The organism is Actinopolyspora alba (assembly GCF_900112765.1).
Classification (GTDB): domain Bacteria; phylum Actinomycetota; class Actinomycetes; order Mycobacteriales; family Pseudonocardiaceae; genus Actinopolyspora; species Actinopolyspora alba.
The window spans coordinates 387,072-410,839 of record NZ_FOMZ01000003.1; the positions used below are offsets into that span (position 1 = coordinate 387,072).

Consider the following 23,768-nt stretch of genomic DNA (forward strand, 5'->3'; position numbering starts at 1 on the left):
TTCGAATCGGTCATGGCGATTCTCGTTTCCGTCGTCGACCGCGCTTCCTCCCGTGCCGCACGGAACGGAGTTTCCCGGAAAACGGAATGCGATGACTGCCGAGTTCGTTGTGCCACGAGTATGCTGCGGACGGGTTGCGACTTGATCGCCGGACGCGGCTCACGGTACGAACAGCGGCGGTGGACGAGTCGCCCATTCCGCGATGGGGGCTTCCTCGCACGGTGAAAGGGAACTGGTCAAGTGGTGGCGACGAACGGGCAACAACCCGCTGAGCGAGCGGGAGCCGGGGCTGACGAACAGCAGCCGGACACGCAGCGCAAGGTGAACCGCGTCGTGATCCGGTTCGCCGGGGACTCCGGTGACGGTATGCAGTTGACCGGCGACCGCTTCACCTCGGAAGCCGCCGCGTTCGGCAACGACCTGGCGACCTTGCCGAACTACCCGGCCGAGATCAGGGCACCAGCGGGAACCCTCCCCGGAGTGTCGAGCTTTCAACTGCACTTCGCCGACTACGACATTCTCACGCCCGGTGACCGGCCGGACGTGCTGGTGGCGATGAACCCGGCCGCGCTCAAGGCCAATCTCGGCGATCTTCCGCACGGCGCGACCGTGGTGGTCAACACCGACGAGTTCACCAAGCGCAACCTGAAGAAGGTGGGCTACGAGCAGTCTCCGCTGGAGTCCGGTGAACTCGACCGGTTCACGCTGCACCGGGTGGCGATGAGCGAGCTGACCAAGGGGGCGGTTGCCGAGACGGGGCTGACCCGCAAGGAGGCGGAGCGCTGCAAGAACATGTTCGCGCTCGGGCTGCTGTCGTGGATGTATCACCGTCCCACCGAGAACACCGAGCGCTTCCTGCGTGAGAAGTTCTCCGGCAAACCGCAGGTGGCCGAGGCGAATCTGCTCGCGTTCCGGGCTGGGTGGAACTACGGGGAGACCACCGAGTCGTTCGCGGTGACCTACGAGGTCGAGCCCGCCAGCCTGCCCGAGGGGACCTACCGGCAGGTCACCGGCAACCTCGCGCTGTCCTACGGTCTCGTGGCGGCCGGGCAGCGCAGCGAACTCCCGGTGTTTTTGGGCAGCTACCCGATCACGCCCGCCTCTGACGTGCTGCACGAGATGGCCAAGCACAAGAACTTCGGTGTGACGACCTTCCAGGCCGAGGACGAGATCGCGGGCGTGGGGGCCGCGTTGGGGGCCGCCTTCGGTGGTTCGCTCGGCGTGACCACCACCTCCGGACCGGGGCTGGCGCTGAAGTCGGAGACGATCGGACTGGCGGTGGCCCTGGAGCTGCCGATGCTGATCTGCGACATCCAGCGTGGCGGGCCGTCGACCGGGTTGCCCACCAAGACCGAACAGGCCGATCTGTTGCAGGCGCTGTACGGCCGCAACGGGGAGTCCCCGGTGCCGGTGTTGGCGCCGCGTTCACCGGCGGACTGCTTCGACATCGCCGTCGACGCCGTACGGATCGCGTTGACCTACCGCACCCCTGTGCTGCTGCTGTCGGACGGGGCCACTGCCAACGGCTCCGAACCCTGGATGATCCCCGACGTGGCGAACCTTCCCGACCTGCGGGTCGACTTCGCGACCGAGGCGAACGCAACCGACGGTTCCGAGGAGTTCTGGCCGTATCTGCGCGACCCGCGGACCCTCGCCCGGCAGTGGGCCATCCCCGGTACGGCCGGTCTGGAGCACCGCGTCGGCGGGTTGGAGAAGCTGGACGGCAAGGGCAGCATCTCCTACGACCCGGACAATCACGACGCGATGGTGCGGCTGCGGCAACGCAGGATCGACGGCATCGAGGTGGACGACGTCGAGGTGGATGATCCCGGCGGTGACGCGCGGGTGCTGGTGCTGGGATGGGGTTCGTCCTACGGGCCGATCGGTGCGGCCTGCCGCAGGCTGCGAGCGCGCGGAATGTCGATCGCGCAGACACACCTGCGCCATCTCAACCCCATGCCGGGCAACCTCGGCGAGGTACTCCGGCGCTACGAGCGAGTCGTGGTGCCCGAGATGAACATGGGGCAGTTGGCGATGTTGCTGCGATCGCGGTACCTGGTGGACGCTCAGTCCTACACCAAAGTGGCGGGCTTGCCGTTCCAGGCCGAGGAGTTGGAAAACGTGCTGTCCGATGTGGTTCAGGGAGTCGAGCTGTGACGACGAATCTGGGACTGCCCACGATGGGTGGCCTGGCCGAGGTGCCCACCACCGACGAGGAGTACTCCGCCAAGGACTTCACCAGTGACCAGGAGGTCCGCTGGTGCCCCGGCTGTGGTGACTACGCGGTGCTGGCGGCGGTGCGCGGCTTTTTGCCCGAGCTGGGCATCAAGCGGGAGAACACCGTGTTCGTGTCCGGTATCGGCTGCTCCGCCCGCTTCCCGTACTACATGAACACCTACGGGATGCACTCGATCCACGGCAGGGCACCGACGATCGCCACCGGGCTGGCGACCACGCGGCCCGATCTGTCGGTGTGGGTGGTCACCGGCGACGGCGACGGCCTGTCCATCGGTGGTAACCACCTGATCCACGCGCTGCGGCGCAACGTCAACATCACCGTGTTGTTGTTCAACAACCGGATCTACGGGTTGACCAAGGGGCAGTACTCACCCACCTCGGACCAGGGCACGGTCACCAAGTCCACCCCGGTCGGTTCGGTGGACACCCCGTTCAACCCGGTGTCGTTGGCGCTGGGGGCCGAGGCCGGGTTCGTGGCCCGCACCCTGGACTCCGACCGCGCACACCTGACCGAGACGCTGCGGGCGGCGGCGGCCCACCGCGGCTCGTCGCTGGTGGAGATCTACCAGAACTGCCCCATCTTCAACGACGGCGCGTTCGACGTGCTCAAGGACTCCGACGAAAAGCAGCGCAGGCTGATCCAGCTGCGTCACGGTGAGCCCGTCACGTTCGGTCCCGAGGACGAGAGGTTCGGGGTGGTCCGTGATGAGCGGGGCGAGCTGCGGGTGGCCAAGCTCGACGAGATCGACGAGCGCGACCTCGTGATCCACGACGCGCACCGCGAGGACACCGGTCACGCCTTCGCACTGTCCCGGCTCGGCGGGCAGGACCTCGATCCGACGGTCACCGGTGTCTTCCGCGCCGTCGACCGACCCACCTACGACGACCAGGCCAGGCAGCAGCTCGACGACGCGGCCCGACAGCGTCCCGCCGACCTGCAGCAGCTGCTCACCGGCCGCGACACCTGGACAATCTGAGGTAGGCGCGATACCCGCCTTGACGGATCCGTCGGGGCGGGTCGCCGATTATCGTCGACCCCGCACGAGTGCCCGTCGCGGGGGAGGACGATGATCGGCTCGGAAACGACAGGCACTGCTCAGCGGTTGTCGGGTGACATGCCGCCGGTGCTGATGTATCACTCCGTGCAGGAGTACGCGACTGACCCTTACCGGGTGACGGTTCGCCCCGAGCGTTTCCTGCGGCAGCTGCGTTGGCTCCGCCTGCGCGGCTGGACCGGTGTGGGGGTGGGGCAGCTGCTCCGCGCGCACCGGCAGGGACTCGCGCGTGGGCTCATCGGGCTCACCTTCGACGACGGCTACGCCGACTTCGACACCACCGTGGTGAGCGCGCTGCGTGAACACGGTTTCACCGCGACCGTGTTCGTGCTCGCCCGACGGATCGACGGGCACAACGCGTGGGACGGCGACGGCCCACGCAAGTCCCTGATGAGCGCCGAGCAGATCCACCGCGCCGCCGAACTGGGGATGGAGATCGGCTCGCACGGTCTGCTGCACCGCCCGCTGTCCGCGCTCTCCCGTGCCGAGATGGCCGAGGAGGTGCACCGCAGCCGTTCCGAGCTCACGGAGTTACTTAATCACCCGATCGAGGGTTTCTGCTATCCCTACGGTGACCTCGACCGGAACACGATGCGCGAGGTCCACGAGGCCGGTTACACCTACGCCTGCGCCGTTCGGCCGGGTTCGCTCGCCTGTGGATTCGCCATACCACGAATCCACGTCGGTGACCGTGACAACGGGCCGCGGCTGGAGGCCAAGCGGTGGCGCGCCCGGCTGCGCCCGAGCCGTTGACGGCGAGTCCGGTGCGGCGTCCCGTCGAGTGGTGGCGGAAATCCCTCCTGCCGGGTGGGTAGACGCTTTTCCCCACTGCGGATGAGGAACGCGGGGTCCCGCCGATGGCATGGTCGAACGGCATCGGCAGTGATACCGCACCGTCGATCCTGGGAGGAATCGTGGGGGAACTTCCGCTCTCGCTGGCGGTCAACGGCCGGGAGTACGAATTCAACGATCGGTTGGTGACTCATTCGCCGCTCGGGGACGGCGAAGACGGACTCGCCGGTTCCGCTCCCGCCGGGGTGGCGGTGGTGGGATTGGGCTACGTGGGGCTGCCGACCGCTGTGGAGTTCCACTCCAAACGAATCGACGTGATCGGAGTGGACACCAGCGGCGAGCGGTTGCGCACCATACTGGACGGCGACGTCGAGTTGGCCGAATCCGACCGGGAGGCGCTGCGGCACGCGCTCGGCACGGGAGGGATCCGACTCACCTCCGACAGCGGAGCCATCGCCGAGGCGGAGGTGATAGTCATATGCGTTCCCACACCGGTGCGTGAGGACGGCACTCCCGAGCTGGCCGCGCTGCGGGCGGCCTGTACCGAGGTGGCATCGCACGCCCGTCCGGGCCAAACCCTGATCCTGACCTCCACGACTTATGTGGGCACCACGCGTGAGCTGCTGGTCGAACCCCTGCGGCGACGTGAGTTGCTGCCGGGCAGGGACGTCCACGTGGCGTTCAGCGCCGAACGGATCGATCCGGGAAATCCGGATCACCGGCAGCAGGACACGCCGCGTGTCGTGGGCGGGGTCACCGAGAGCTGTTCGGTGCGGGCGGCTGACGTGATCAACCAGGTGACCGACTCGGTGTTCCTGGTCAGTTCCCCGGAAGCCGCCGAGCTGACCAAGTTGTACGAGAACATATTCCGCGCGGTCACGCTGGCGTTGGCCAACGAGTTCGCCGAGGTGTGCCGGCACCTCGAGCTGGATCCCATCGAGGTCACACTGGCCGCGGGCACCAAACCCTACGGGTTTCTGGGTGGGTTCCCCGGCCCCGGTGTGGGGGGACACTGCATTCCCTGCGACCCCTACTACCTGCTGTGGCAGCTGCGCTCCCAGGGAGTGTCCGCTCCGCTGCTGGAGCAGGTGATGCGTGTGATTCGTGACCGTCCGCAACAGGTGGTGGCGCGGGTCGCCGAACTGCTCGACGAGGCCGGGATCACCCCCGAGAGGGCCCGCGTTCTGCTGGTAGGGGTCAGCTACAAGGCGGGCGTGGCCGACTTGCGGGAGTCGCCGGCACTGCCCATTCTGTCCGGGCTCGCGGAACTGGGGGCCGAGATCGGTTACTACGATCCGTTGGTTCCGCGAGTCCGGCTCTCCGAGAGCACCGAGCTGGCCAGCGAGCTCAGCCCCGCCGACGGACAGTGGGATCTCGTGCTGGTGCACACGCCCCATCCGGAGTTCGACTACCGCTGGGTCGGCCGCTTCCCGCTGGTGCTCGACGCCACCTACCGGTTCGATCACGCGCCGCATCGCAGGCTCGTGTGAGGAGGTGTGCCGTGCTCGGTTCACGAAACACACCGTCGCCCGCCGCGGGGGTGTTCGACACCGCCACACCAGTGGTGGTCCTCAAATTGGACGACAACCCGCTGCACCACGGGGGTCTGGGGATCATCCGCGGTCTGGGCAGGCTGGGGGTGCCGGTCTACGGGGTCTGCGAGGACCCGCTCGTTCCCACCGCCCACTCCCGCTACCTGTACGGCCACTGGCGATGGCGTGCCGGGGAGGGCACCGAACTCGACGTCGTGGACGGGCTGGCACGGATCGTCGAACGGCTCGGACGGCCCACGGTCGTGTTGCCGACCGACGACGCGGGGGCCATCCTGCTGGCCGAACACGCGGCCGGACTGCATCCGTGGTTGTTGTTCCCCAGCCCTCCCACCGAGCTGCCGCGAAAACTGGCGGGCAAGGATTCGCTGTACCGGCTCTGCCGGGATCACGGAGTTCCCGCTCCCCGAACCGAGACGGTCACCACCTGGCCGAGAGCCCGTGCGTTCGCGGCCTCGGTCGGTTATCCACTGATCGCCAAGCTGGCCACCCCCTGGCGCCGCGACGGCCACCGCGTTCCCAGCACAAGCGTGGTGAGCACCCCGAATCAACTCGCGGAACTGCATCGCGCCGCGGGGCAGCCGATCGTGTTGCAGGAGTTCCTGCCCCAGGCGACGACGCCGGGACGTGGTCAGGACTGGTTCCTCCACGGGTATCTGGGTGACGATCCGGCACAGAGTCCGGTGTGCACCGGGGTCAAGGAACGCTCCTATCCGGCCGCGGCGGGACTGACCAGTTTCGGTCGCTGGGTGGCCAACCACGAGCTCGGGCGACAAGCCGTCGAACTGCTGCGCCGTACCGGTTTCCGCGGTCTCGTGGACATGGACTGGCGTTGGGATCCCAGGGACGGCCACTACAAACTACTCGACTGCAACCCCAGACTGGGCGCTCAGTTCCGGCTTTTCAGCGACCGCGCCGGGCTGGACCTCGCGGTGACGGCCTATCTGGACCTGACCGGACAGCGTGTTCCACGCATAGCGCACGGTCCCGAGCGTCGTTTCGTGGTGGAGAACTACGACCCGCTGGCGGCGTTCGGAGGGTGGCGCGGTGGTCGTCTCGGTCTCCGGGAGTGGATCACCTCGCTGCGTGGCGCCGAGGAAACCGCATGGTTCGCACGGGACGACCTCGCTCCGTTCGGGCTGATGTGTCTGCGGATGGGATGGCGAGCGCTGTCACGTCGGATTCCGGTGTCGCGTCGGCCGCAACGGGCGCGCGCACCCGAGTTCCGTCCCGGACGAGCGGGCTCCCGTCGGGGCTCGCCCACGGTGAACGAGTCGAACGAGTCGAGTACTTCAGTTCCGAGTTGAGGGGGTCCAGCGATGAACGAAACAGTCGACGTCGCCATTGTCGGAGCCGGTCCCTACGGCCTGTCGTTGGCGGCCCACCTGCGAGCCGCCGGAGTGAGCCACAGACAGTTCGGAGTTCCGCTCAACCTGTGGCGTACCGCCATGCCTCGGGGGATGTACCTCAAATCGCAGGGATTCGCCTCCAACCTCTCCGATCCCCATGCCAGCCACACGCTCGAAAAGTTCTGCCGCGAGACCGGACGGGCCTACGCCGATATCGGAATCCCGGTCTCGCTGGAGACCTTTCTGGAATACGGTGCGTGGTTCGAGCGCCACCACACTCCCGACGTGGAGCAGGTGCTGGTCGAGGACGTTCGTAGCGCCGGGGGCCACTACGAACTGGAGCTGACCGACGGCAGGAGCGCCACCGCCCGAAACGTCGTGATAGCCACCGGCGTCGAGCACTTCGCCCGGGTTCCCGACGTGCTCGCCCAGCTGCCCGCTCACCTGGCCTCCCACAGCAGTGCTCACGTGGACCTCGGGGTCTTCCGCGACCGCGAGGTGGCCGTTGTCGGCTCCGGACAGTCCGCACTGGAGACCGCCGCGCTGTTGCGGGAGTCCGGGGCTTCGGTCCGGATCATCGCCCGAGCCAGTGACATCGTGTGGAACGGTCTACCACCCACCGACGACAAATCGCTGCGCCGCAGACTCCGCGAACCCGAAGCGGGACTCGGTTCGGGCTGGGCGACCTGGTTCTATTCCGAACACCCCGACCTGTTCCGCAGGCTGCCGGTGAGCACTCGGGTGCGGCTGGCCCGTACCGCGATGGGGCCCGCCGGTGCTTGGTGGTTGCGGGAACGCGTGGACGGACGCATCCCGATGCTGCTGGACCGCCAGTTGGACTGGGCCGATCCCACCGGGGACCGGTTGAGGCTGGGATTGCGCCGAGGCGGCGAGACCACCACGCTCACGCTGGATCACATCATCAGTGCCACCGGCTATCGACCCGACCTCGGGCGGTTGCCCTTCATCAGCCCCGAGCTGCGCGGCAGGGTGGGAACGCTGGACCGGGCACCGCGTGTCGATCCCGGGTACCAGTCCACAGTGCCGGGACTGTACTTCATCGGACCCGCCGTCACCCCGACGTTCGGTCCGGTGATGCGGTTCGTCTACGGTGCCGACCACGCCGCTCGCGCCGTCACCGGCCGGATCTCACCAGCCAGGGAGCGCCGCGCGTTCGCCCTGCCGGGGGTGGGTAGATGAATTGGCAACCGGTGCGCGATCGGCACCGGGCGGTGCCCGCTCCACGAGCGGCGGGACCGGGGGAGACGCGGCGACCCGGTGAGTCGGCGGGACTCACCGGGGCCCTCGGGACCGACTCGCCGCTGCCCGCGAGCTGGACGCCCTCGCTGCTACCGCGGCTGTTTCCGGCGGTCGATCTGCTCGTGCTCGGTGCGGTGGCGATCGTGCTGCGATTGCCGGGCCCAGCGGCGTTGCTCTACGTACCCGCGGTGCTGCTGTCGCTGGCCGCTCGGGGGACCCAACGTCTCCCACTGCGCAGCAGGATCTCCGACGACGCCGGAAGCCTGCTGACCGCCGCCGGTCTGCCGCTGCTGGCGTTGTTCGCCTGGTTACCGGTATCCCGTGTGCTGCTGCTGGGAGCCTGCTCCGCGGCGGCGCTGCTGTTCGGCAGGTCGGTGACCGTGTTCGTGCTCCGTAGCGCCCGTAGCCGGGGAAGGCTGTTCGAATCCGTGGTGATCGTCGGACGCAACGAGATCGCGACGGAGCTGGCCCGCGCCATGACGCGGCGCCGTGAACTCGGCCTGCGGTTCGTAGGGTTTCTCGATCACCCCGGCCCGGCGGAGGAGGTGGGGCGGGACGTGCTGTCCCGCCCGGAAGAGCTGGCCGAGGTCGTTCGACGCCACCGCGTCACCCGGGTGGTGCTGTGCTGCACCGACGAGCGGATCCCCGAGATCACCGGTGTGGTGCGCCGGTGCCGGAGCTCGGCGCTGGACATCTGCGTGCTTCCCCGGATGCCCGGGCTGGGGCTGGCCGCGTCACGGGCGTCGCTGGACGAAGTGTGGGGGATACCGCTGCTGCCGCTCCGCCGCGGCGCACACGCCCTCGGCGGGAGTTTCGCCAAACGAACCCTCGATCTGCTGCTCGCCCCGGTGCTGTCGCTGTTGACGCTGCCGGTGCTGCTGCTGCTGAGCATCGCCGTGCGTTGCCGGAACCCCGCGGCGTTCTTCCGGCAGGAGCGGATCACCGCGGCCGGAGCTCTTACCAGCGTCACCAAACTCCGCACCGTCAACCCGACCGGGCATACGGGGTGGACACCGACACCGGGGCAGTGCGGAAAGCTGGGTGGTTGGCTGCGCGGCAATCACCTCGACGAGTTACCGCAGCTCTGGAACGTACTACGAGGTGGCATTTCCCTGGTCGGGCCACGTCCCGAGCGGCCGTACTACGCGGTGCGCTTCGCGGCGGCGATACCGAGCTACTCCGACCGGCATCGCGTCGTGGGAGGGCTCACCGGCTGGGCACAGGTGCACGGGTTGCACGGTGACACCTCGATCGTCGAGCGGGCCCGTTTCGACAACCAGTACATCGAGTACTGGTCACCTTGGTTGGACCTGGTGATTCTCGTGCGCACGGCCGGAGTCGTGCTCACGGGACTCATCGGGTCGCGCCGCGACCGGCAGAGGGGGCAATAGTGCGAGTCCTACACGTGATCACCGGACTGGGGATCGGCGGAGCAGAACTGCAGCTTTACGAGTTGGTACGCCGTAGCAGACACGAATGCGAGGTCGTGACCCTGTACAACGCGGGCGAGGTCGCGAACATGATCTCCGGGGCCGGAATTCCGGTGCACGATCTCGGCATGACCAGCAACACCGAGTTGGGCGCGTTGTTCCGGCTCCGTTCCCTGATGCGTTCCGGCGGGTTCGACGCCGTGCACACGCATCTCTACCGTTCCTGCGTCTACGGCCGGACAGCGGCGCGACTCGCGGGCGTTCCCGTGGTCGTCGCCAGCGAGCACTCCATCGGCGAAACCCACCTCGAGCGCAGACGCATGAGCGCGGGGGTGCGGCTGCTCTACCTGGCCAGTGATCTGTTCTCCGACACCACCATAGCGGTGTCGGACACCGTGGCCGCCCGGTTGCGTCGGTGGGGTCTGCCCGCGCGCAAGGTGCGTGTCATTCCGAACGGTGTCGACTTCGACAGGGTCGCCTTCGATGCGGACGCCCGCGCACGCACCAGGAACGAACTCGGACTCTCCGAGCGGCACCGGGTGGTCGGAGTGCTCGGCAGGCTCGACCCGAACAAACGGTTCGACCTGCTCATAGAGTCCGCCACTCCGTTGCTGGACGAGGACACCAGGCTGTTGCTGGTGGGCGACGGTCCGGACCGGCAACGGCTGGAGGAACTCGCGGAAGCCAACGGGGTCTCCGACAAGGTGGTCTTCGCGGGCAAGCGAAGTGACGTGGCGTCCGTGCTGTCGGCGCTGGACCTCTTCGTCGCCTGCTCCAAGCAGGAGACGTTCGGGCTGTCGGTGCTGGAGGCTCTGGCCAACGGGCTCGTGGTGCTCTACACCACCTGCCCGGCACTGGACGGGGTCAGCACCGACCGCGCGATCGAGGTGGCGGGAGAGGTCGAGGATCTGCGGTCCGCGCTGCGTGCGGAGCTGTCAGCCGCTCGGCCACGCGCCCAGGTTCCCGAGCTGCGGGAGCTGTACGGGATGGACGCCGTGACCGAGCGGATCGACCAGCTCTACGACGAGCTGCTGAGCGGTCGTCGTGACGGACGGCGTGTTCGGCAGCAGGGCACTGTCGGCGACCCCGCGAGTTCGGGGGTGAACCCATGAGGGCACTCGTCACCGGGGCCGCGGGTTTCGTGGGATCACACCTGGTTCGGTATCTGCTCGCGGCGGGACACACCGTCGTCGCGCTGGACGACGGCAGCACCGGGGACTGGGACAATCTCGCCGGGGTGGCCGATCAAGAACGGCTGTGCCCGGTTCCGGGCAGCGTTGTGGACGGGGAGACCGTGGAGCGGGCCACGGCCGGCTGTGACGTGGTGTTCCACCTGGCCGCCGCCGTCGGGGCCTTCGTCATCCGAGACCGCACGCTGGAAAGCCTGCTCACCAACATCCACGGCACACACCACGTGCTGGAGGCGGCCCACCGGCACGGCAGCCGGGTGCTGATCGCCTCCACCAGCGAGATCTACGGCAAGAACGACAAGATCGGCCTCACCGAGGACGACGACAGGGTAGTCGGATCGCCGTTGAAGTCGCGGTGGTCCTATTCGGAGGCCAAGGCCGTCGACGAGAGCATGACCAGGTCCTTCGTGGACGAACAGGGGCTGTGGGCGGTCATCGTGCGTCTGTTCAACACCGTCGGGCCCGGACAGAGCGGTCGTTACGGCATGGTGCTGCCCCGTTTCGTGTCGATGGCGCTTCGCGGACACCCGCTCACGGTGTTCGGGAGCGGCGAGCAGATTCGTTGTTTCTGCCATGTGGACGACGTGGTTCCCGCGCTGGTCTCGCTGGTGCACAGTGACTCGGCACGTGGTCGTGCGGTCAACCTCGGCAGTACCGAGCAGGTGTCGATCGAGGAACTCGCGCACCGGGTGATAGCCACCACCGGCTCCCCGAGCGATATCGTGCACAGCCCCTACGAGGCCGTGTACGGCTCCGGTTACGAGGACATGTCGCGGCGTGTGCCCGACTGTTCGCTGGCGCGGGAGCTGGTCGGTTTCCGGCCGGTCCACGATCTGGATTCGATCATCAGATCGGTCGTCGACGAGCACACCCGCGCCGGGGAGGGCGTCACCGCCAGGTCGGGTCGTGTCGACACCGGCTGACGCGCGGTTGGGGGTGTGCTCATGCGTGGGAAGCCCGTAACCGGGCGGTTCACCGTGCTCGGATCCAGGGTACGGCGCATCGCCCTGGTCGGAGGTGTGGCGGTGTTGTGCCTGGCGCTGATACTGGTCGTGCTTTCGGTGCGACGCGATCCCGCTCCACGCCCTACGGCCGGATCCGGTGAGGTGGTCGCCGCCCTGCCGTTCTGGAACTTCGAGGGTGGGACCTCGGAGCTGATGCGGCACACCGAAGGGTTCACCGAGGTCTCGCCCTGGATGTACGGGCTCGATCCCGAGGGGCACGTGGTCAGCCAGATCCCCTCGGACCGAGCCGGGCGGACCCGTGAGGCCCTGAATTCGCTGCGGAGGACCGAACTGCGGTTCACCCCCAGCGTGGCGAACATGACCCACGGTGCCTGGTCCTACGACTCGGTTGCTCCGATCCTGCACGATCCGCAGCGCAGGCGACAGCACGTACGGGAGATCGTCGACCTGGTGCTTTCCAACGACTACGCCGGTATCGACATCGACTACGAGGATCTCAAGGCCGAGGACCGCGACGAGTTCAGCACGCTGGTCCGGGAGTTGGCGGACGCGCTGCACGCCCACGACAGAACACTGTCGGTGGCGGTGTTCGCCAAGGCCAGCCGACGTGGTTACGACGAACGCAACGTCGCGCAGGACTACGCGGCCATCGGGCGTGCCGCGGACCAGGTGCGTCTGATGGGGTACGACCGGCACTGGTCGACCTCGCCGCCCGGGCCGGTGGCGCCGGTCGACTGGATACGAGACGTGCTCGACTACGCACGCGGCACCATACCGCCCGAGAAGATAGTGCTGGGGATACCGCTCTACGGATACGACTGGTCACAGGGCAAGGGGCAGCCGGTGACCTGGGGCGAGGCCACTCGAATCGCGCGGCGGCACGACGTGCGGATCCGGTTCGACGAGGACAGCCGTACTCCGTGGTTCCGCTACACCGACACGGACGGCACCCGGCACGAGGTGTGGTTCGAGAACGCGGCCAGTTCGCACGCCAAGCTCGAAGTGGCGGACCGGTCCGGCATCGGTGGTGTCTACCTGTGGATGTACGGCCCGGCCGATCCCGCCACCTGGCCGCGACTGCGCCAGACCTTTCCCGTGGCCCGTCGTTCCGCTCGCGCACGCCGATGACGTCCGTCCACGCGGTGGTTCGGGTGTTGAGGAGGTGGCCAGTTGATTCCGTGGTGGCTTGTGGCCGTGCTGATCTTCGGGGCGAATTTCGTGCTCTGGGGGAGCATGGGACTGCTCCGGATGCTCACTACGAGCTTTGCCGCGTCCTACGACCGCGTGGCGCGCCGGATCCGACCACCGCTCTCGCGTCGCGGCTCCGGCTGCTTTCCCGGTGACGTCGATCTCGGACGGGGAGCGGCTGGCGATCCTCCCTTCGGCACCGATCGGGTGGCAGTGCTCATGGCCGCCCACAACGAGGAGCTCGTGATCAACGACAGTTTGGATTCGGTGACCGAGCTCGTGCCACGCGAGAACGTGTACGTGGTTTCGGACGGCTCCACTGACCGAACCGTCGAACTCGCCGAACGGGCGGGCGTGAACGTGATCAGCACCTGGAGCAACGTGGGGAAGGCGGGCGCACTGCAGCAGGCGATCGAGCGGTTCCGCCTCGTCGAACACTATCCGGCCGTACTGCTGCTGGACGCCGACACCCGGCTCGACAGGAACTACTTCCGGGCGGCCCTGCCGTTGTTCGGCGATCCGCGGGTCGCCGCGGTCGCAGGCTTCGTACGAACCGACTGGGATCGCGGCGGGATCTCTCCACTGGGCAGGTTGCTGGTGTCCCACCGGCAGCGGATCTACGCGCTGAGCCAGTATCTGCTCAAGTTCGGTCAGACCTGGCTGCGGTGCAACGCCACACACATCGTTCCCGGCTTCGCCAGTATGTACCGCACCGAGGTGCTGCCCCACATCGAGATGAATCCACCCGGTCTGGTCATCGAGGACTTCAACATGACCTTCGAGGTGTATCAGAAACGGCTCGGCAAGGTCGGCTTCACGCCCGCCGCGGTGGCAGTGACACAGGATCCGGACAACCTTCGCGACTACGTCCGGCAGACCAAGCGCTGGGCGCTGGGGCTGTGGCAGACCGTACGCCGACATCGCCCCAGGACCAATCTGTTCACCTGCATGCTGTTGCTGCTGTTGACCGAATTGCTCACCAGCAGTCTGTTGATGGTCGCGTTGCCGCTCGTCCTCCTGCTGCTGCTGTTGCCGCTGCTCTTCCCCGGCACGGCAGATCTCGTCGTGCTGGGACCACTGCACGACGCGGTGTCGGGCTACGTCAGCCTGTTCTCGTTGCTGCTGGCCGTGGTGGTAGTGGACCTGTCCCTGACCCTGCTGGTGACTCTGGCGCTTCGCAAACCACGTTTTCTCGTGTTCGGCGCCTTCTTCCTGTTCCTGCGGATACTGGATGCCGCCCTGTCGCTGTACACCCTCCCGCTGGCATGGCTGACCAGGTCGACGGGACGGTGGCGGAGTCCGGGACGGCGTGCTCCCGCGCCATCGCCGGTGGAGCCGAACCCTTCGGTCGGGACCGATGTCACCACATCCAGTGGTTCAGGAGCGTGAACATCACGTCGTTCTGCTCGGAGAACGTCTCGCGCTCCCATGGAACGGCGCGATCCCCTCGTGCTGCGCGTCCTGTGTGACTACTGCAGAATTCGCCGGTACGGGAGGTAACCGCGCCGGCCGTGTCCTGGGGGGAACATGCTCCGCCTGTTGCTCGTGGACGAACAACGCATGTTCGTCGAGACTCTCTCGCAGTACCTGTCCACCGAGTCGGACCTCTGGGTGTCCGACAGCGCGTATCCGAGCGAGACGGATCTGCTCGACCGGGCACGAATCGCCTGGCCCGACGTCGCTGTCGTCGATATCGCGATATTGCGAAATCGCGTGCACGAAGTGCTACGAAGACTCGAAGAAGCGTGTCCCGACGCGCGGGTGGTGATGCTGAGCTCGACCCTCGATTCGGACTCGGCGGTGCGTGCCGCGCGTGCCGGCGCGGCCGCCTGGCTGCCCAAGGAGCGTGGCATCACCGAACTCGTCGAGGTCATCCGGCTGGTCGGCCGCGGACACGCCTGGTACCCCCCTGAAGTGCTCGCTGAGGTGCTGTGCGCGTTGCGGCAGGAGGCCGGGTCCCCCGGGACCGGCGATGATCCGCTCGCCGTCCTCAGCGTGCGCGAGCGCCAAGTGCTGGCCGTCATGGCGGAGGGCAAACGCGGTCGGCAGATAGCCGCCGAACTCTTCATCTCGGTGCAGACGGTTCGCAAGCACACTCGCGGCATCCTCACCAAGCTCAACGTGCACACCCAACTCGAGGCGGCCATGCTCGCGAGTTCCGGGCGAGAGACACCCGCACTCCCGGCAACCACCGTGCGTGCTCTGCCGCGGTAGACGAGATGCGCGAGCACCCACGGGTAGCCACCGTCATCACGCGGTTGGAAGGCGGGGCCGGATTGGTGGCCCTGCGCTGCGCACTCGCGCAACATGCCGACTCCTGGCCGGTCACCCTCGTCACCGGCAGCGACGGGGAACTGGTGAGGCACGCGGAACGGGCCGGACTCGACGTCGTGGTGGAACCGGCGCTGCGCAAGCCGATCGTCCCGTGGTGGGATCTCGTCGCGCTGTTCCGGTTGACCGCGTTGTTCGCCCGGGCGGGGTTCGACGTCGTGCACACCCACACCGCCAAGGCCGGGGCGCTCGGGCGGGTGGCCGCCCGGTTCTCAGCGGTGCCGCGAGTGGTCCACACGTACCACGGATTCCCGTTCCACCGGTTTCAGGCGCGCTGGCTGCGACTCTGCTACGCGGCGGTGGAACGGCTGCTCGGCCGACTCACCGACGATGTGCTGTGCGTGGGGGGCGAGGTCGCGAACGAGGCGACGCGGCTCGGGCTGGCGGCCCCCGACCGGATCCGCGCCGTCGGCGTTCCCGTTTCGCTGGATTCCCCCCGCGCGGACGCCGAGAGCCGACGCCGAGCCCGTCGTGCGCTTCGCATCCCCGACGACCGGCTGGTCGTCGGTGCTGTCGGGAGGCTGACCTATCAAAAGGCGCCGGAGGACCTCGTCGACGCACTGGCCCGGCTGCCCCGAACGGATGTTTGTGGTGTCTGGCTCGGCGAGGGGGAGCTGCGGAACCGGCTCGAACGTCTGGCACGGGACCGGCTCGGTGACCGTTTCGTGTTCGCGGGGCATCGTTCGGATGTCGCCGAGCTGCTGCCAGCCTTCGACGTGTTCGCCCTGCCCAGCAGGTACGAAGGGCTGCCGTTGGCGGTGATCGAGGCCATGCTGTGTGGTCTCCCCGTCGTTGCCACGGCGGTCAACGCTGTCCCGGACCTCGTCGTGACAGGACACAACGGGGTGCTGGTTCCGCCACGTCGCCCCGATCTGTTGGCCGGAGCGATCTCCGACCTACTGGAGGACCCGGCCGAACGGGTCCGCATGGGAAGTGCTGGTAACCGCGGTGTCGACGGCGAGCGGTTCGGCATCGCGGCGGTCACCCGCGAGCTGGGATCCGTTTACCGGGGTAGATGAATCGTTTACTACGTAACGAATTCGAACAACGACAGAGCGTGCGCGTATAGTCCGCAGCGGGTATAACACCAGTGTGGCGACTGTGGTGCTCTTTCGAACCCGAGTCGGCGGTGGGGCCGCCCGATCCAGGCCGCACTGAAACGCCGGTGGAAGCGTAGGGGACGTGTCCACATCGGCTTGTCGAGGCCGTGAGCGTGCGGCCGGGACCCGTGGTGCACCGCGAACGGGTTCCGGCGGGATCACGGCTGACCACGAGGGGGAAACAATGGCTGACCTGGTGCTGGGGGACAATCACACGGTGTTCGTGGAGGCACTGGTGACGGTGCTCCCACAGCGGGGACTCAACGTGCTGGACACCGCGCACAGCATCACCGAGACCGTACGCAGCGTGCGTCGCAACAAACCCGACGTGTGCGTGCTGGAGAGGTTCTTCACCGATGGCGACTCCCTGAACCGCCTGGACGAGATCACGGCCGCCGGAGGATCACGAATGCGGGTGCTGCTGCTCACCGCTGACTCCGACGCGGATGGTATGCGCCGCGCGATGCGGGAGGGGGCCATCGGTTACGTCACCAAGATGTGTGGACTGACCGCCCTGGTGGAGGCCGTGGGAAAGGCCGCGGCCGGGGAACCGGTCACCCGCCTGCCCCGTTTCCCCGACAGCCGTCGCACCAGTGTCAGCCTGCCGAACAACCGCGACCGCGCATCGCCGCGGATGTCGTTGACACCCCGGGAGCAGGACTGCCTGCGCCTGCTCGTCTCGGGTGCTCGTACCACGACCATGGCCAAGCAGCTGGGAGTCTCGAGTACGACGGTACGCACCCACGTGCAGGCGTTGCTGGGCAAACTGGGTGTGCACTCCAGGCTGGAAGCCGCCACCTTCGCGGTGCGGCACAGTCTGCTGGAACCTCCTGACGAGGACGAGGCGAGCTGACCGGACTTCGTCCATCACCGCTTCCGCGCGGAAGCGGTGATGCGGGTGAGCCGGGTGCTTCCGGCGCGGGCCGACCGCTCGTGCCGGAAGCACCGCCTTCACCGGGGTACCAGCAGGCCCCACGTCCCGGTGTGTCGCTCACCGGGACGCAGCACTCGCACGGCCTCGCCGGTCACGAACGCGTTCGGCGGGCAGGTGTTCGGTTCCACCGTGATTCCCGAGCGGGCCGGCTGCGGGCGCTGTTCGCTGGGAGCGTCGTCGGTGTAGACCTGTAGGTAGCCGTAGGACTCGTCCACCCACAGCAGTACGTCGGGTCCGTCGGTGCGCCCGAATCGTACGGTCGCGTGGCCGCGCCGGTTCCGCGCCAGATCCTTGAAGGCCGTGTCCATACTGGTCGAACCGATGGTCCTGCCGCTCCGGAAGTCGTACTCGGTTCCCGCGACCGAGGCGGTGCCCGTCGGGATGAGCCGTTCGTTGGTGCGGTAGTAGGTCGCCGCGGGCAACCGGAGCTCCATGCTGTCGGTACCACCCGTCCCGGCGGCGATGTAGGTGTGATTCGCCCATCCCACGGGTGCTTCGTGATCGCCCGTGTTCTCGGCGGTCAACGTGCACCGCACACCGTGGTGGTCGACGCTGTACTCCACCAGGAACCCCATGCGGAAGGGATAGCCGTACTGCGGGTGCAACAGGTACCGCAGCGACACGCTGTCGGCTCGGTGCCGCACCGGTTCCCACTCCACGAAGTTCATCAGGCCGTGCAGTGCCGCCTGCCTCGAGGGCTCGTTGATCGGAACCCGCAACCGCTCACCGTTGAACTCGTAGGTTCCCCGGTCGATCCGATTGGGCCAGGGCAGGATCGTTTTGCCCTGGAAGCCCTCGCCCACCTCGTCCGCGGGATGGGTCAGCAGCATCTCCTCTCCCGCCACTCGCCAGGAGAGCAGGGTCGCCGCCACCCCTCCCACGAGCGCACGGTGCTGCCCCGAGCGGATCTCGTAGAGCCTGCCGTTCGCGCTCTGTTCCCCACCACCGTGGCCGGGCACGTGGTGTCCGCCTCCGGAAGATCGCGCGGCGGCTCTGCCGCCCAGCGCCGCGGCCGCGCTCGTCGCGGTGAGAGTGGTCAACGCGCCGCGCCTGCTCCAGCCACTCCTCGTCGGTCCGGCATCGGTCATGGGAGCTCCCTTCTTGTCGAAGCCTGTGGGGGTTCTCCGAGCGGGTTCTCGGGATCCTCTGTCGGAGAGCGCCGGGTGGGGGAACGCGAGGTTCCGCCCACCCGGCCGGAACACGAGGAGCTCACGGGCTGCCAGCTTCGATGATCGCCTCGTTGTCCGCCCGGATCGAGGAGACGTCCGGCTTGGTGATCCTCCTGTCGTAGGTCATCAGACCGTTGACCTCGTTCTCCACGTCCGAGACCTGGGTGTAGACCGCGGCCGACAGGCCGTTCCGCTCGATCGCGCTGATCAGGTCGTCGCTGAGCTGGCCGTAGCGCTCGGTGAGTTCGGCCCGAGTGTCGGTCATCTCGTAGGCTCCCGGCCGGCCCGGCCAGAGGTGCCCCTGCTCGACCAGTCCGAGGCCGCCGTACTCGCCGTCTACCGCCGCTCGTTCGGCGGTGGCCTCCGGGGTGCCCGGCCCCACGTAGGTGTGATCGTCGTAGAGGTCGCCCGCTCCCGTGTCCGGCAACGAGTTACAGCAGTTCACGCCGCTGGCGGCGTTCACGAGCCTGCTGGGGTCCTGCCGCTGGATCCGCTCCGTGATGCGGGCGGTGTCGAACTCACCCCACCCCTCGTTGAACGGCACCCAGGTCACCAGCGAGGTCACGCTGTCGAGCTGATCGACCACGGCGGTGGTCTCGGCCTCGAACTTCGTCCGGGCCTCCTCCGAGGGCACGCCGTTGGTGCCGCCGGTTCGGGCAGTCAGGGAGGGCATGTCCTGCCAGACCAGCATGCCCAACCGGTCGGCCCAGTAGTACCAGCGCTTCGGGGCGACCTTGATGTGCTTGCGGAGCATGTTGAAACCCATCCGCTTGGCCTGCGCTATGTCGTGACGCATCGCCTCGTCGGTGGGCGGGGTGTGCAGCCCGTCCGGCCAGAAGCCCTGGTCGAGCATCCCCTGCTGGAACAGGATCTTCCCGTTGAGGGCGATTCGTTGTCTGCCCCGCGAGTCCTCGACCAGCCCGATCGAACGCATCCCCGCGTAGCCGGCGACGCGGTCCAGTTCACGGCCGTCGGCGTCCAACAGGCGCACGGTCAGGTCGTAGAGGTACGGATCGTCGGGACTCCACGTTCGCGGGTTCGGCACCGGCGCCCGCACGGTCGAGCCCGCTTCCGTGGTGGTCCGGGAGACCACCCCGCCCTCCGGGCGCGATACCACCGTTTCCACGCTCGCGGCCCGGGAGCCGCGGATCTCGGGTTCCAGCTGGAACGTCTCCGCCGCGAGACGCGGTGTGATGTTCAGCTCCGTCAGGTGTGTCCGCGATACCGGCTCCAGCCACACGGTCTGCCAGATGCCGGAGGAACCCGTGTAGAAGATCCCGCCGGGATCGTCGGTCTGCTTGCCGACGGGGTACTGCCCCCGTTCGTTGGTGTCCGTGGCAGCCACGGTCACTCGTTGCCGTGCTCCCGGCCGCAGCGCGTCGGTCACGTCGACCGTGAACGAGGTGTAACCACCCTGGTGGGAACCGACTCGCTCGCCGTTGACCCAGACCGTCGCCTCCTGGTCCACGGCCCCGAAGTGCAACAGCAGCTCGTCGCCCCGCCAGTGGGCCGGTACCCGGAAGTCGCGGCGGTAGAGCATGTGGTCGTCGTGCCGCTGGATGCCGGACAGCGCGGACTCGACCGGGTAGGGGACCAGGATCCGTTCGCCCAGCTCCTGTTGGTTCCGGTCCGGAGGGCTGGCACCGCCCGCGTACTCCCATTCACCGTTCAGGTGCTGCCAGCGCTCGCGTTTCAGCTGGGGGCGCGGATACTCGGGGAGTGCGTTGTCCGGTCCCACCTGATCCGTCCACGGCGTGGTCAGTGGTGCTTCAGCCGGTGACCTGTGCTTGACGGGATGAGCTGCCGCCGCCGGAGCGGCACCCAACGCCAACGCGGCGGCCATCGAGAGCACACCCAGGTGCCTGGCCGTCACACGACGCGGTGGTCGTGACTGCATCGATCCTCCTCACACGGTGTCGGGCGATCCTCATCCGTGTTGAGAGCGTCGGAACCTCCATTTCGGAGGCACATGCAACAACAAAGAGCAACACAAGCGGACTTAAATCACCACTAACAAACATTAATGAGCCAGAACACATTTCACGTCAACATCGGTGCACGAGATTGCTCCGTCCGGTGCAACGCTGTGAACTCGAATGGCGGCACAGTGTCAGTTTGCGAGGTCGTTCGCGTGTCATCCGGCAGACGCGCCGGGCGGACGGCGACGATCCATGCCGGGCCACACCGGCACCCGGCCGCCGCGAAGCCTGGACGCGGCGGGGCGCGGCTCTCCGGAGGGGTGGGCGGCTCGTGCGGTTCGAAGGGACGACCGACTCGGGGCGCCGCTCAGCCGGGCGGGGGTGGGCCTCCCGGATCCGCGGCCCCGAGCGATTGGCCTCCGAACGGCGGAGCAGGAATCCAGCACAATCGATTAGAATGATTGTCGACAATAATAAAGTGGGAAAAGGGTCGATTTCGCGGATCTCGCGAGGGGCTGTCGACGGGTTTGTGAGTCATTGATCATTCTTCTCGTCGAGAAGTGGTGTTGACCTGGACCAACAGCGTCTTCGTCGCGGAAGAGTGGGGTATCACACCCCGGGTGGAGGTGGGGCGTAACATCCGGGGTCCCCCCTTCGATGGAAGGGGCACAGGCGAATAAAGAATCAGTGCGGCACCGCCGCCGCGTTGTCCATTTCATCGGATCGTACGGTTGCACTATTCGTCCCCGTTGTGGTATGCGGCGCACGCGCATTGTACTGCATCTTTAGCTTGATTGCCTTTGCCGGATCGTGACCCCTGGCGCGGAAAACTAAATTCTCCCTGGTGACGGCCTATTTTTTTACTTAGGGTAACTGTGCGAATCACGCGATCATCCTATTTCTATGATTAGGGTCACAGCTGAATGTGCTTGCATTTTTCGTGAATGCGAATAAGTTGGGTTCTCGGCGTACGGAATCTGCGTCGGGATCGGGCGGCAAAGGTGCCGACCGAGTGTGCTGACCGGTGCCAGTGCGCGGCCCGCCAGTTGGCTGCCCGCACCGGTGCGGTGTGCCCCTTGTGAGGTGCCCCGGCGCGCCCGTGAAGGCTCGGGGCGGTGAATTCACCGTGGTTCCGAGCGATGCAGTGGCGCTTGACCAACGCGAGTGGGAGCTGAGTATGACCAAGAGCGTGGACGATCTTGCACGTGGTGACCAGGGGTCGAACGACCAGGACTCGGTGCACCTCGAGGAGCAGGCGTTCGGCGACAATCCGTTGGAAGTACGCGACACTGATCACTACACTCAAGAGTATGTCGGTGGATTCGTCGACAAGTGGGACGATCTGATCGATTGGAAGGCCCGCTACGAGAGCGAGGGAACCTTCTTCATCGATCAATTGCGTGCCCGTGGTGTCAAGACCGTGCTGGACGCAGCGACCGGGACCGGTTTCCACTCGGTCCGGCTGCTCGAAGAGGGTTTTGAGACCGTCAGCGCGGACGGCAGTCCGCAGATGCTGGCCAAGGCCTTCAGTAACGGACTGGAGTACGGTGGTCACATTCTGCGTGTGGTCAACGCGGACTGGCGCTGGCTCAACCGCGACGTGCACGGTGAATACGACGCGATCATCTGCCTGGGTAACTCGTTTACCCACCTCTTCTCGGAGCGGGACCGCCGCAAGACGCTGGCGGAGTTCTACGCGATGCTCAAGCACGACGGTGTTCTGATCATCGACCAGCGTAACTACGATTCCATTCTGGACACCGGCTTCTCCAGTAAGCACACCTATTACTACGCCGGTGAGGACGTTTCCGCCGAGCCGGACCACATCGACGACGGTCTGGCGCGGTTCAAGTACACGTTCCCGGACAAGTCCGAATTCTTCCTGAACATGTACCCGCTGCGGAAGGACTACGTCCGGCGGCTCATGCGTGAGGTCGGTTTCCAGCGTATTGACACCTACGGTGACTTTCAGGAAACCTACGGTGACACGGAGCCGGACTTCTTCATCCACGTGGCGGAGAAGAACTACCGCACCGAGGACGAGTTCCTGGACATGTACTCCAACGCGGTCCACACCGCGCGGGACTACTACAACTCCGAGGACGCGGACAACTTCTACTACCACGTCTGGGGAGGCAACGACATCCACGTCGGTCTCTACCAGACCCCGCAGGAGGACATCGCCGCGGCGAGCGAGCGCACTGTCCAGCGGATGGCGAGCAAGGTCGACATCGACGCCAACACCACCATCCTGGACCTGGGTGCCGGCTACGGCGGTGCCGCCCGCTACCTGGCACGCACCTACGGCTGCAAGGTGACCTGCCTCAACCTCAGCGAGGTGGAGAACCAGCGTAACCGCGAGATCAGCCGTGCCGAGGGGCTCGATCACCTCATCGAGGTGGCCGACGGCTCGTTCGAGGACATTCCCTACCAGGACAATGCCTTCGACATCGTCTGGTCGCAGGACTCCTTCCTGCACAGCGGTGACCGCACCAGGGTGATGGAGGAGATCTCCAGGGTCCTCAAGCCCAAGGGCTCGGTGCTGTTCACCGACCCGATGGCCGCCGACTCGGCCGAGAAGAGCGCTCTCGGGCCGATCCTGGACCGGCTGCACCTGGACTCGCTCGGGTCCCCCGGCTTCTACCGCAAGGAGCTGACCAGGCTCGGGCTGCAGAACGTCGAGTTCGAGGACCTCAGCGAGTACCTGCCGCTGCACTACGGCCGGGTGCTGGAAGTTCTGGAAAGCCGGGAGAACGAACTCGCCGACTTCATCGGCGAGGAATACCGGACTCGCATGAAGACCGGCCTGCGCAACTGGGTGCAGGGCGGAAATGGCGGGAACCTTGCCTGGGGCATCATCCACGCCAAGGCATGACAGGCCGTCGAGTACGAAGAATAATCGAAGCAACAAGCAGTGAGGTGAAGATCAGCCGTGACTGAGATGAACCGCAGGTTGTTTACCAGTGAGTCCGTGACCGAGGGCCACCCGGACAAGATGGCCGACTCGATCAGTGACGCGATCCTGGACGCGATGCTGGCGCAGGACCCGCGCTCGCGTGTGGCCATGGAGACCATGATCACCACGGGTCAGGTACACCTGGCCGGTGAGGTCACCACCGCCGCCGACGTGGATCTGCCCGCGATCGTGCGGGAGAAGGTCCTGGAGATCGGGTACGACAACTCGGCCAAGGGCTTCGACGGCAATTCCTGCGGCATCAACGTCTCGATCGACGCGCAGTCGCCGGACATCGGTCAGGGTGTCGACAGTGCGCACGAGTCCCGTGTCGAGGGTGTCATC

General features: G+C 66.9%; 18 protein-coding genes. 16 read left to right on the forward strand and 2 right to left on the reverse strand.

Annotation, left to right across the window (positions count from 1 at the left end):
* Window positions 1–240: 240 nt before the first annotated feature.
* The 14 genes from BM150_RS06300 (at window position 241) to BM150_RS06365 (ending at window position 17,301) form a co-directional block, all read left to right on the forward strand.
* Window positions 241–2,157, forward strand: coding sequence for a 2-oxoacid:acceptor oxidoreductase subunit alpha (locus BM150_RS06300; RefSeq protein WP_092924937.1), 1,917 nt, complete (start codon window positions 241–243; stop codon window positions 2,155–2,157).
* A 23-nt stretch (window positions 2,158–2,180) separates the two neighbouring features.
* Window positions 2,181–3,215, forward strand: coding sequence for a thiamine pyrophosphate-dependent enzyme (locus BM150_RS06305; protein WP_092925111.1), 1,035 nt, complete (start codon window positions 2,181–2,183; stop codon window positions 3,213–3,215).
* Window positions 3,216–3,305: 90 nt separating this feature from the next.
* Entirely contained in the window at window positions 3,306–4,046 is a 741-nt protein-coding gene (locus BM150_RS06310) for a polysaccharide deacetylase family protein (RefSeq protein ID WP_092924939.1), read from the forward strand.
* A 104-nt stretch (window positions 4,047–4,150) separates the two neighbouring features.
* Window positions 4,151–5,575 (forward strand): nucleotide sugar dehydrogenase, encoded by a 1,425-nt coding sequence (locus BM150_RS06315; RefSeq protein WP_175496706.1) that lies wholly within the window; start codon window positions 4,151–4,153, stop codon window positions 5,573–5,575.
* A gap of 11 nt (window positions 5,576–5,586) precedes the next feature.
* Window positions 5,587–6,942 (forward strand): carboxylate--amine ligase, encoded by a 1,356-nt coding sequence (locus BM150_RS06320; protein WP_217641389.1) that lies wholly within the window; start codon window positions 5,587–5,589, stop codon window positions 6,940–6,942.
* A 12-nt stretch (window positions 6,943–6,954) separates the two neighbouring features.
* Complete coding sequence (locus BM150_RS06325) at window positions 6,955–8,184, forward strand: NAD(P)-binding domain-containing protein (protein WP_092924941.1); 1,230 nt, start codon at window positions 6,955–6,957, stop codon at window positions 8,182–8,184.
* On the forward strand, window positions 8,181–9,635 hold the full coding sequence (locus BM150_RS06330) for a sugar transferase (protein WP_092924943.1): 1,455 nt from the start codon (window positions 8,181–8,183) through the stop codon (window positions 9,633–9,635). Before BM150_RS06325 ends, BM150_RS06330 begins: the two co-directional genes overlap by 4 nt.
* Window positions 9,635–10,786 (forward strand): glycosyltransferase, encoded by a 1,152-nt coding sequence (locus BM150_RS06335; protein ID WP_245755299.1) that lies wholly within the window; start codon window positions 9,635–9,637, stop codon window positions 10,784–10,786. Before BM150_RS06330 ends, BM150_RS06335 begins: the two co-directional genes overlap by 1 nt.
* A complete protein-coding gene (locus BM150_RS06340) occupies window positions 10,783–11,787 on the forward strand; it encodes an NAD-dependent epimerase/dehydratase family protein (RefSeq protein ID WP_092924947.1) in 1,005 nt (334 codons plus the stop codon). The genes BM150_RS06335 and BM150_RS06340 overlap by 4 nt, the downstream gene beginning before the upstream one ends.
* A 21-nt stretch (window positions 11,788–11,808) precedes the next feature.
* The gene (locus BM150_RS06345; RefSeq protein WP_092924949.1) at window positions 11,809–12,957 is read left to right on the forward strand and encodes a glycosyl hydrolase family 18 protein; all 1,149 of its coding nucleotides are present in this window, start codon (window positions 11,809–11,811) and stop codon (window positions 12,955–12,957) included.
* Window positions 12,958–12,999: 42 nt separating this feature from the next.
* Window positions 13,000–14,406 carry a glycosyltransferase family 2 protein gene (locus BM150_RS06350; RefSeq protein ID WP_092924951.1) on the forward strand — a complete coding sequence of 469 codons (1,407 nt, stop codon included), beginning with the start codon at window positions 13,000–13,002 and terminating at the stop codon, window positions 14,404–14,406.
* A 138-nt stretch (window positions 14,407–14,544) separates the two neighbouring features.
* Complete coding sequence (locus BM150_RS06355; protein WP_092924953.1) at window positions 14,545–15,231, forward strand: response regulator transcription factor; 687 nt, start codon at window positions 14,545–14,547, stop codon at window positions 15,229–15,231.
* Window positions 15,232–15,236: 5 nt separating this feature from the next.
* Window positions 15,237–16,367, forward strand: a complete 1,131-nt coding sequence (locus tag BM150_RS06360) for a glycosyltransferase family 4 protein (RefSeq protein WP_092924955.1) — start codon at window positions 15,237–15,239, stop codon at window positions 16,365–16,367.
* 265 nt (window positions 16,368–16,632) lie between these two features.
* Window positions 16,633–17,301, forward strand: coding sequence for a LuxR C-terminal-related transcriptional regulator (locus tag BM150_RS06365; RefSeq protein ID WP_092924957.1), 669 nt, complete (start codon window positions 16,633–16,635; stop codon window positions 17,299–17,301).
* 98 nt (window positions 17,302–17,399) lie between these two features.
* On the opposite strand, the gene BM150_RS06370 is transcribed toward BM150_RS06365, so the two are convergent.
* Both BM150_RS06370 and BM150_RS06375 read right to left on the reverse strand, forming a co-directional pair.
* A complete protein-coding gene (locus tag BM150_RS06370) occupies window positions 17,400–18,470 on the reverse strand; it encodes an aldose 1-epimerase family protein (RefSeq protein WP_092924959.1) in 1,071 nt (356 codons plus the stop codon).
* Between the two features lie 121 nt (window positions 18,471–18,591).
* Window positions 18,592–20,448, reverse strand: a complete 1,857-nt coding sequence (locus BM150_RS06375; RefSeq protein ID WP_092924961.1) for a glycoside hydrolase family 2 protein — start codon at window positions 20,446–20,448, stop codon at window positions 18,592–18,594.
* A 1,199-nt stretch (window positions 20,449–21,647) separates the two neighbouring features.
* Between BM150_RS06375 and BM150_RS06380 the strand changes: the two genes are divergently transcribed.
* A complete protein-coding gene (locus tag BM150_RS06380) occupies window positions 21,648–23,345 on the forward strand; it encodes a glycine/sarcosine N-methyltransferase (RefSeq protein WP_092925115.1) in 1,698 nt (565 codons plus the stop codon).
* Between the two features lie 66 nt (window positions 23,346–23,411).
* Window positions 23,412–23,768, forward strand: a 357-nt coding sequence (locus BM150_RS06385; RefSeq protein ID WP_281243657.1) for an S-adenosylmethionine synthetase N-terminal domain-containing protein, incomplete at its 3' end; no start/stop codon positions are given.

Excerpts from the sequence above, each read along its gene's own strand:
- BM150_RS06310 (WP_092924939.1), top strand. The coding sequence starts at position 3,306 with ATGATCGGCTCGGAAACGACAGGCACTGCTCAGCGGTTGTCGGGTGAC.
- BM150_RS06330 (WP_092924943.1), top strand. The coding sequence starts at position 8,181 with ATGAATTGGCAACCGGTGCGCGATCGGCACCGGGCGGTGCCCGCTCCA.
- BM150_RS06370 (WP_092924959.1), bottom strand. The coding sequence starts at position 18,470 with ATGACCGATGCCGGACCGACGAGGAGTGGCTGGAGCAGGCGCGGCGCG.
- BM150_RS06315 (WP_175496706.1), top strand. The coding sequence starts at position 4,151 with ATGGCATGGTCGAACGGCATCGGCAGTGATACCGCACCGTCGATCCTG.
- BM150_RS06365 (WP_092924957.1), top strand. The coding sequence starts at position 16,633 with ATGGCTGACCTGGTGCTGGGGGACAATCACACGGTGTTCGTGGAGGCA.
- BM150_RS06345 (WP_092924949.1), top strand. The coding sequence starts at position 11,809 with ATGCGTGGGAAGCCCGTAACCGGGCGGTTCACCGTGCTCGGATCCAGG.
- BM150_RS06325 (WP_092924941.1), top strand. The coding sequence starts at position 6,955 with ATGAACGAAACAGTCGACGTCGCCATTGTCGGAGCCGGTCCCTACGGC.
- BM150_RS06305 (WP_092925111.1), top strand. The coding sequence starts at position 2,181 with ATGGGTGGCCTGGCCGAGGTGCCCACCACCGACGAGGAGTACTCCGCC.
- BM150_RS06360 (WP_092924955.1), top strand. The coding sequence starts at position 15,237 with ATGCGCGAGCACCCACGGGTAGCCACCGTCATCACGCGGTTGGAAGGC.
- BM150_RS06340 (WP_092924947.1), top strand. The coding sequence starts at position 10,783 with ATGAGGGCACTCGTCACCGGGGCCGCGGGTTTCGTGGGATCACACCTG.
- BM150_RS06375 (WP_092924961.1), bottom strand. The coding sequence starts at position 20,448 with ATGCAGTCACGACCACCGCGTCGTGTGACGGCCAGGCACCTGGGTGTG.
- BM150_RS06380 (WP_092925115.1), top strand. The coding sequence starts at position 21,648 with ATGACCAAGAGCGTGGACGATCTTGCACGTGGTGACCAGGGGTCGAAC.
- BM150_RS06355 (WP_092924953.1), top strand. The coding sequence starts at position 14,545 with ATGCTCCGCCTGTTGCTCGTGGACGAACAACGCATGTTCGTCGAGACT.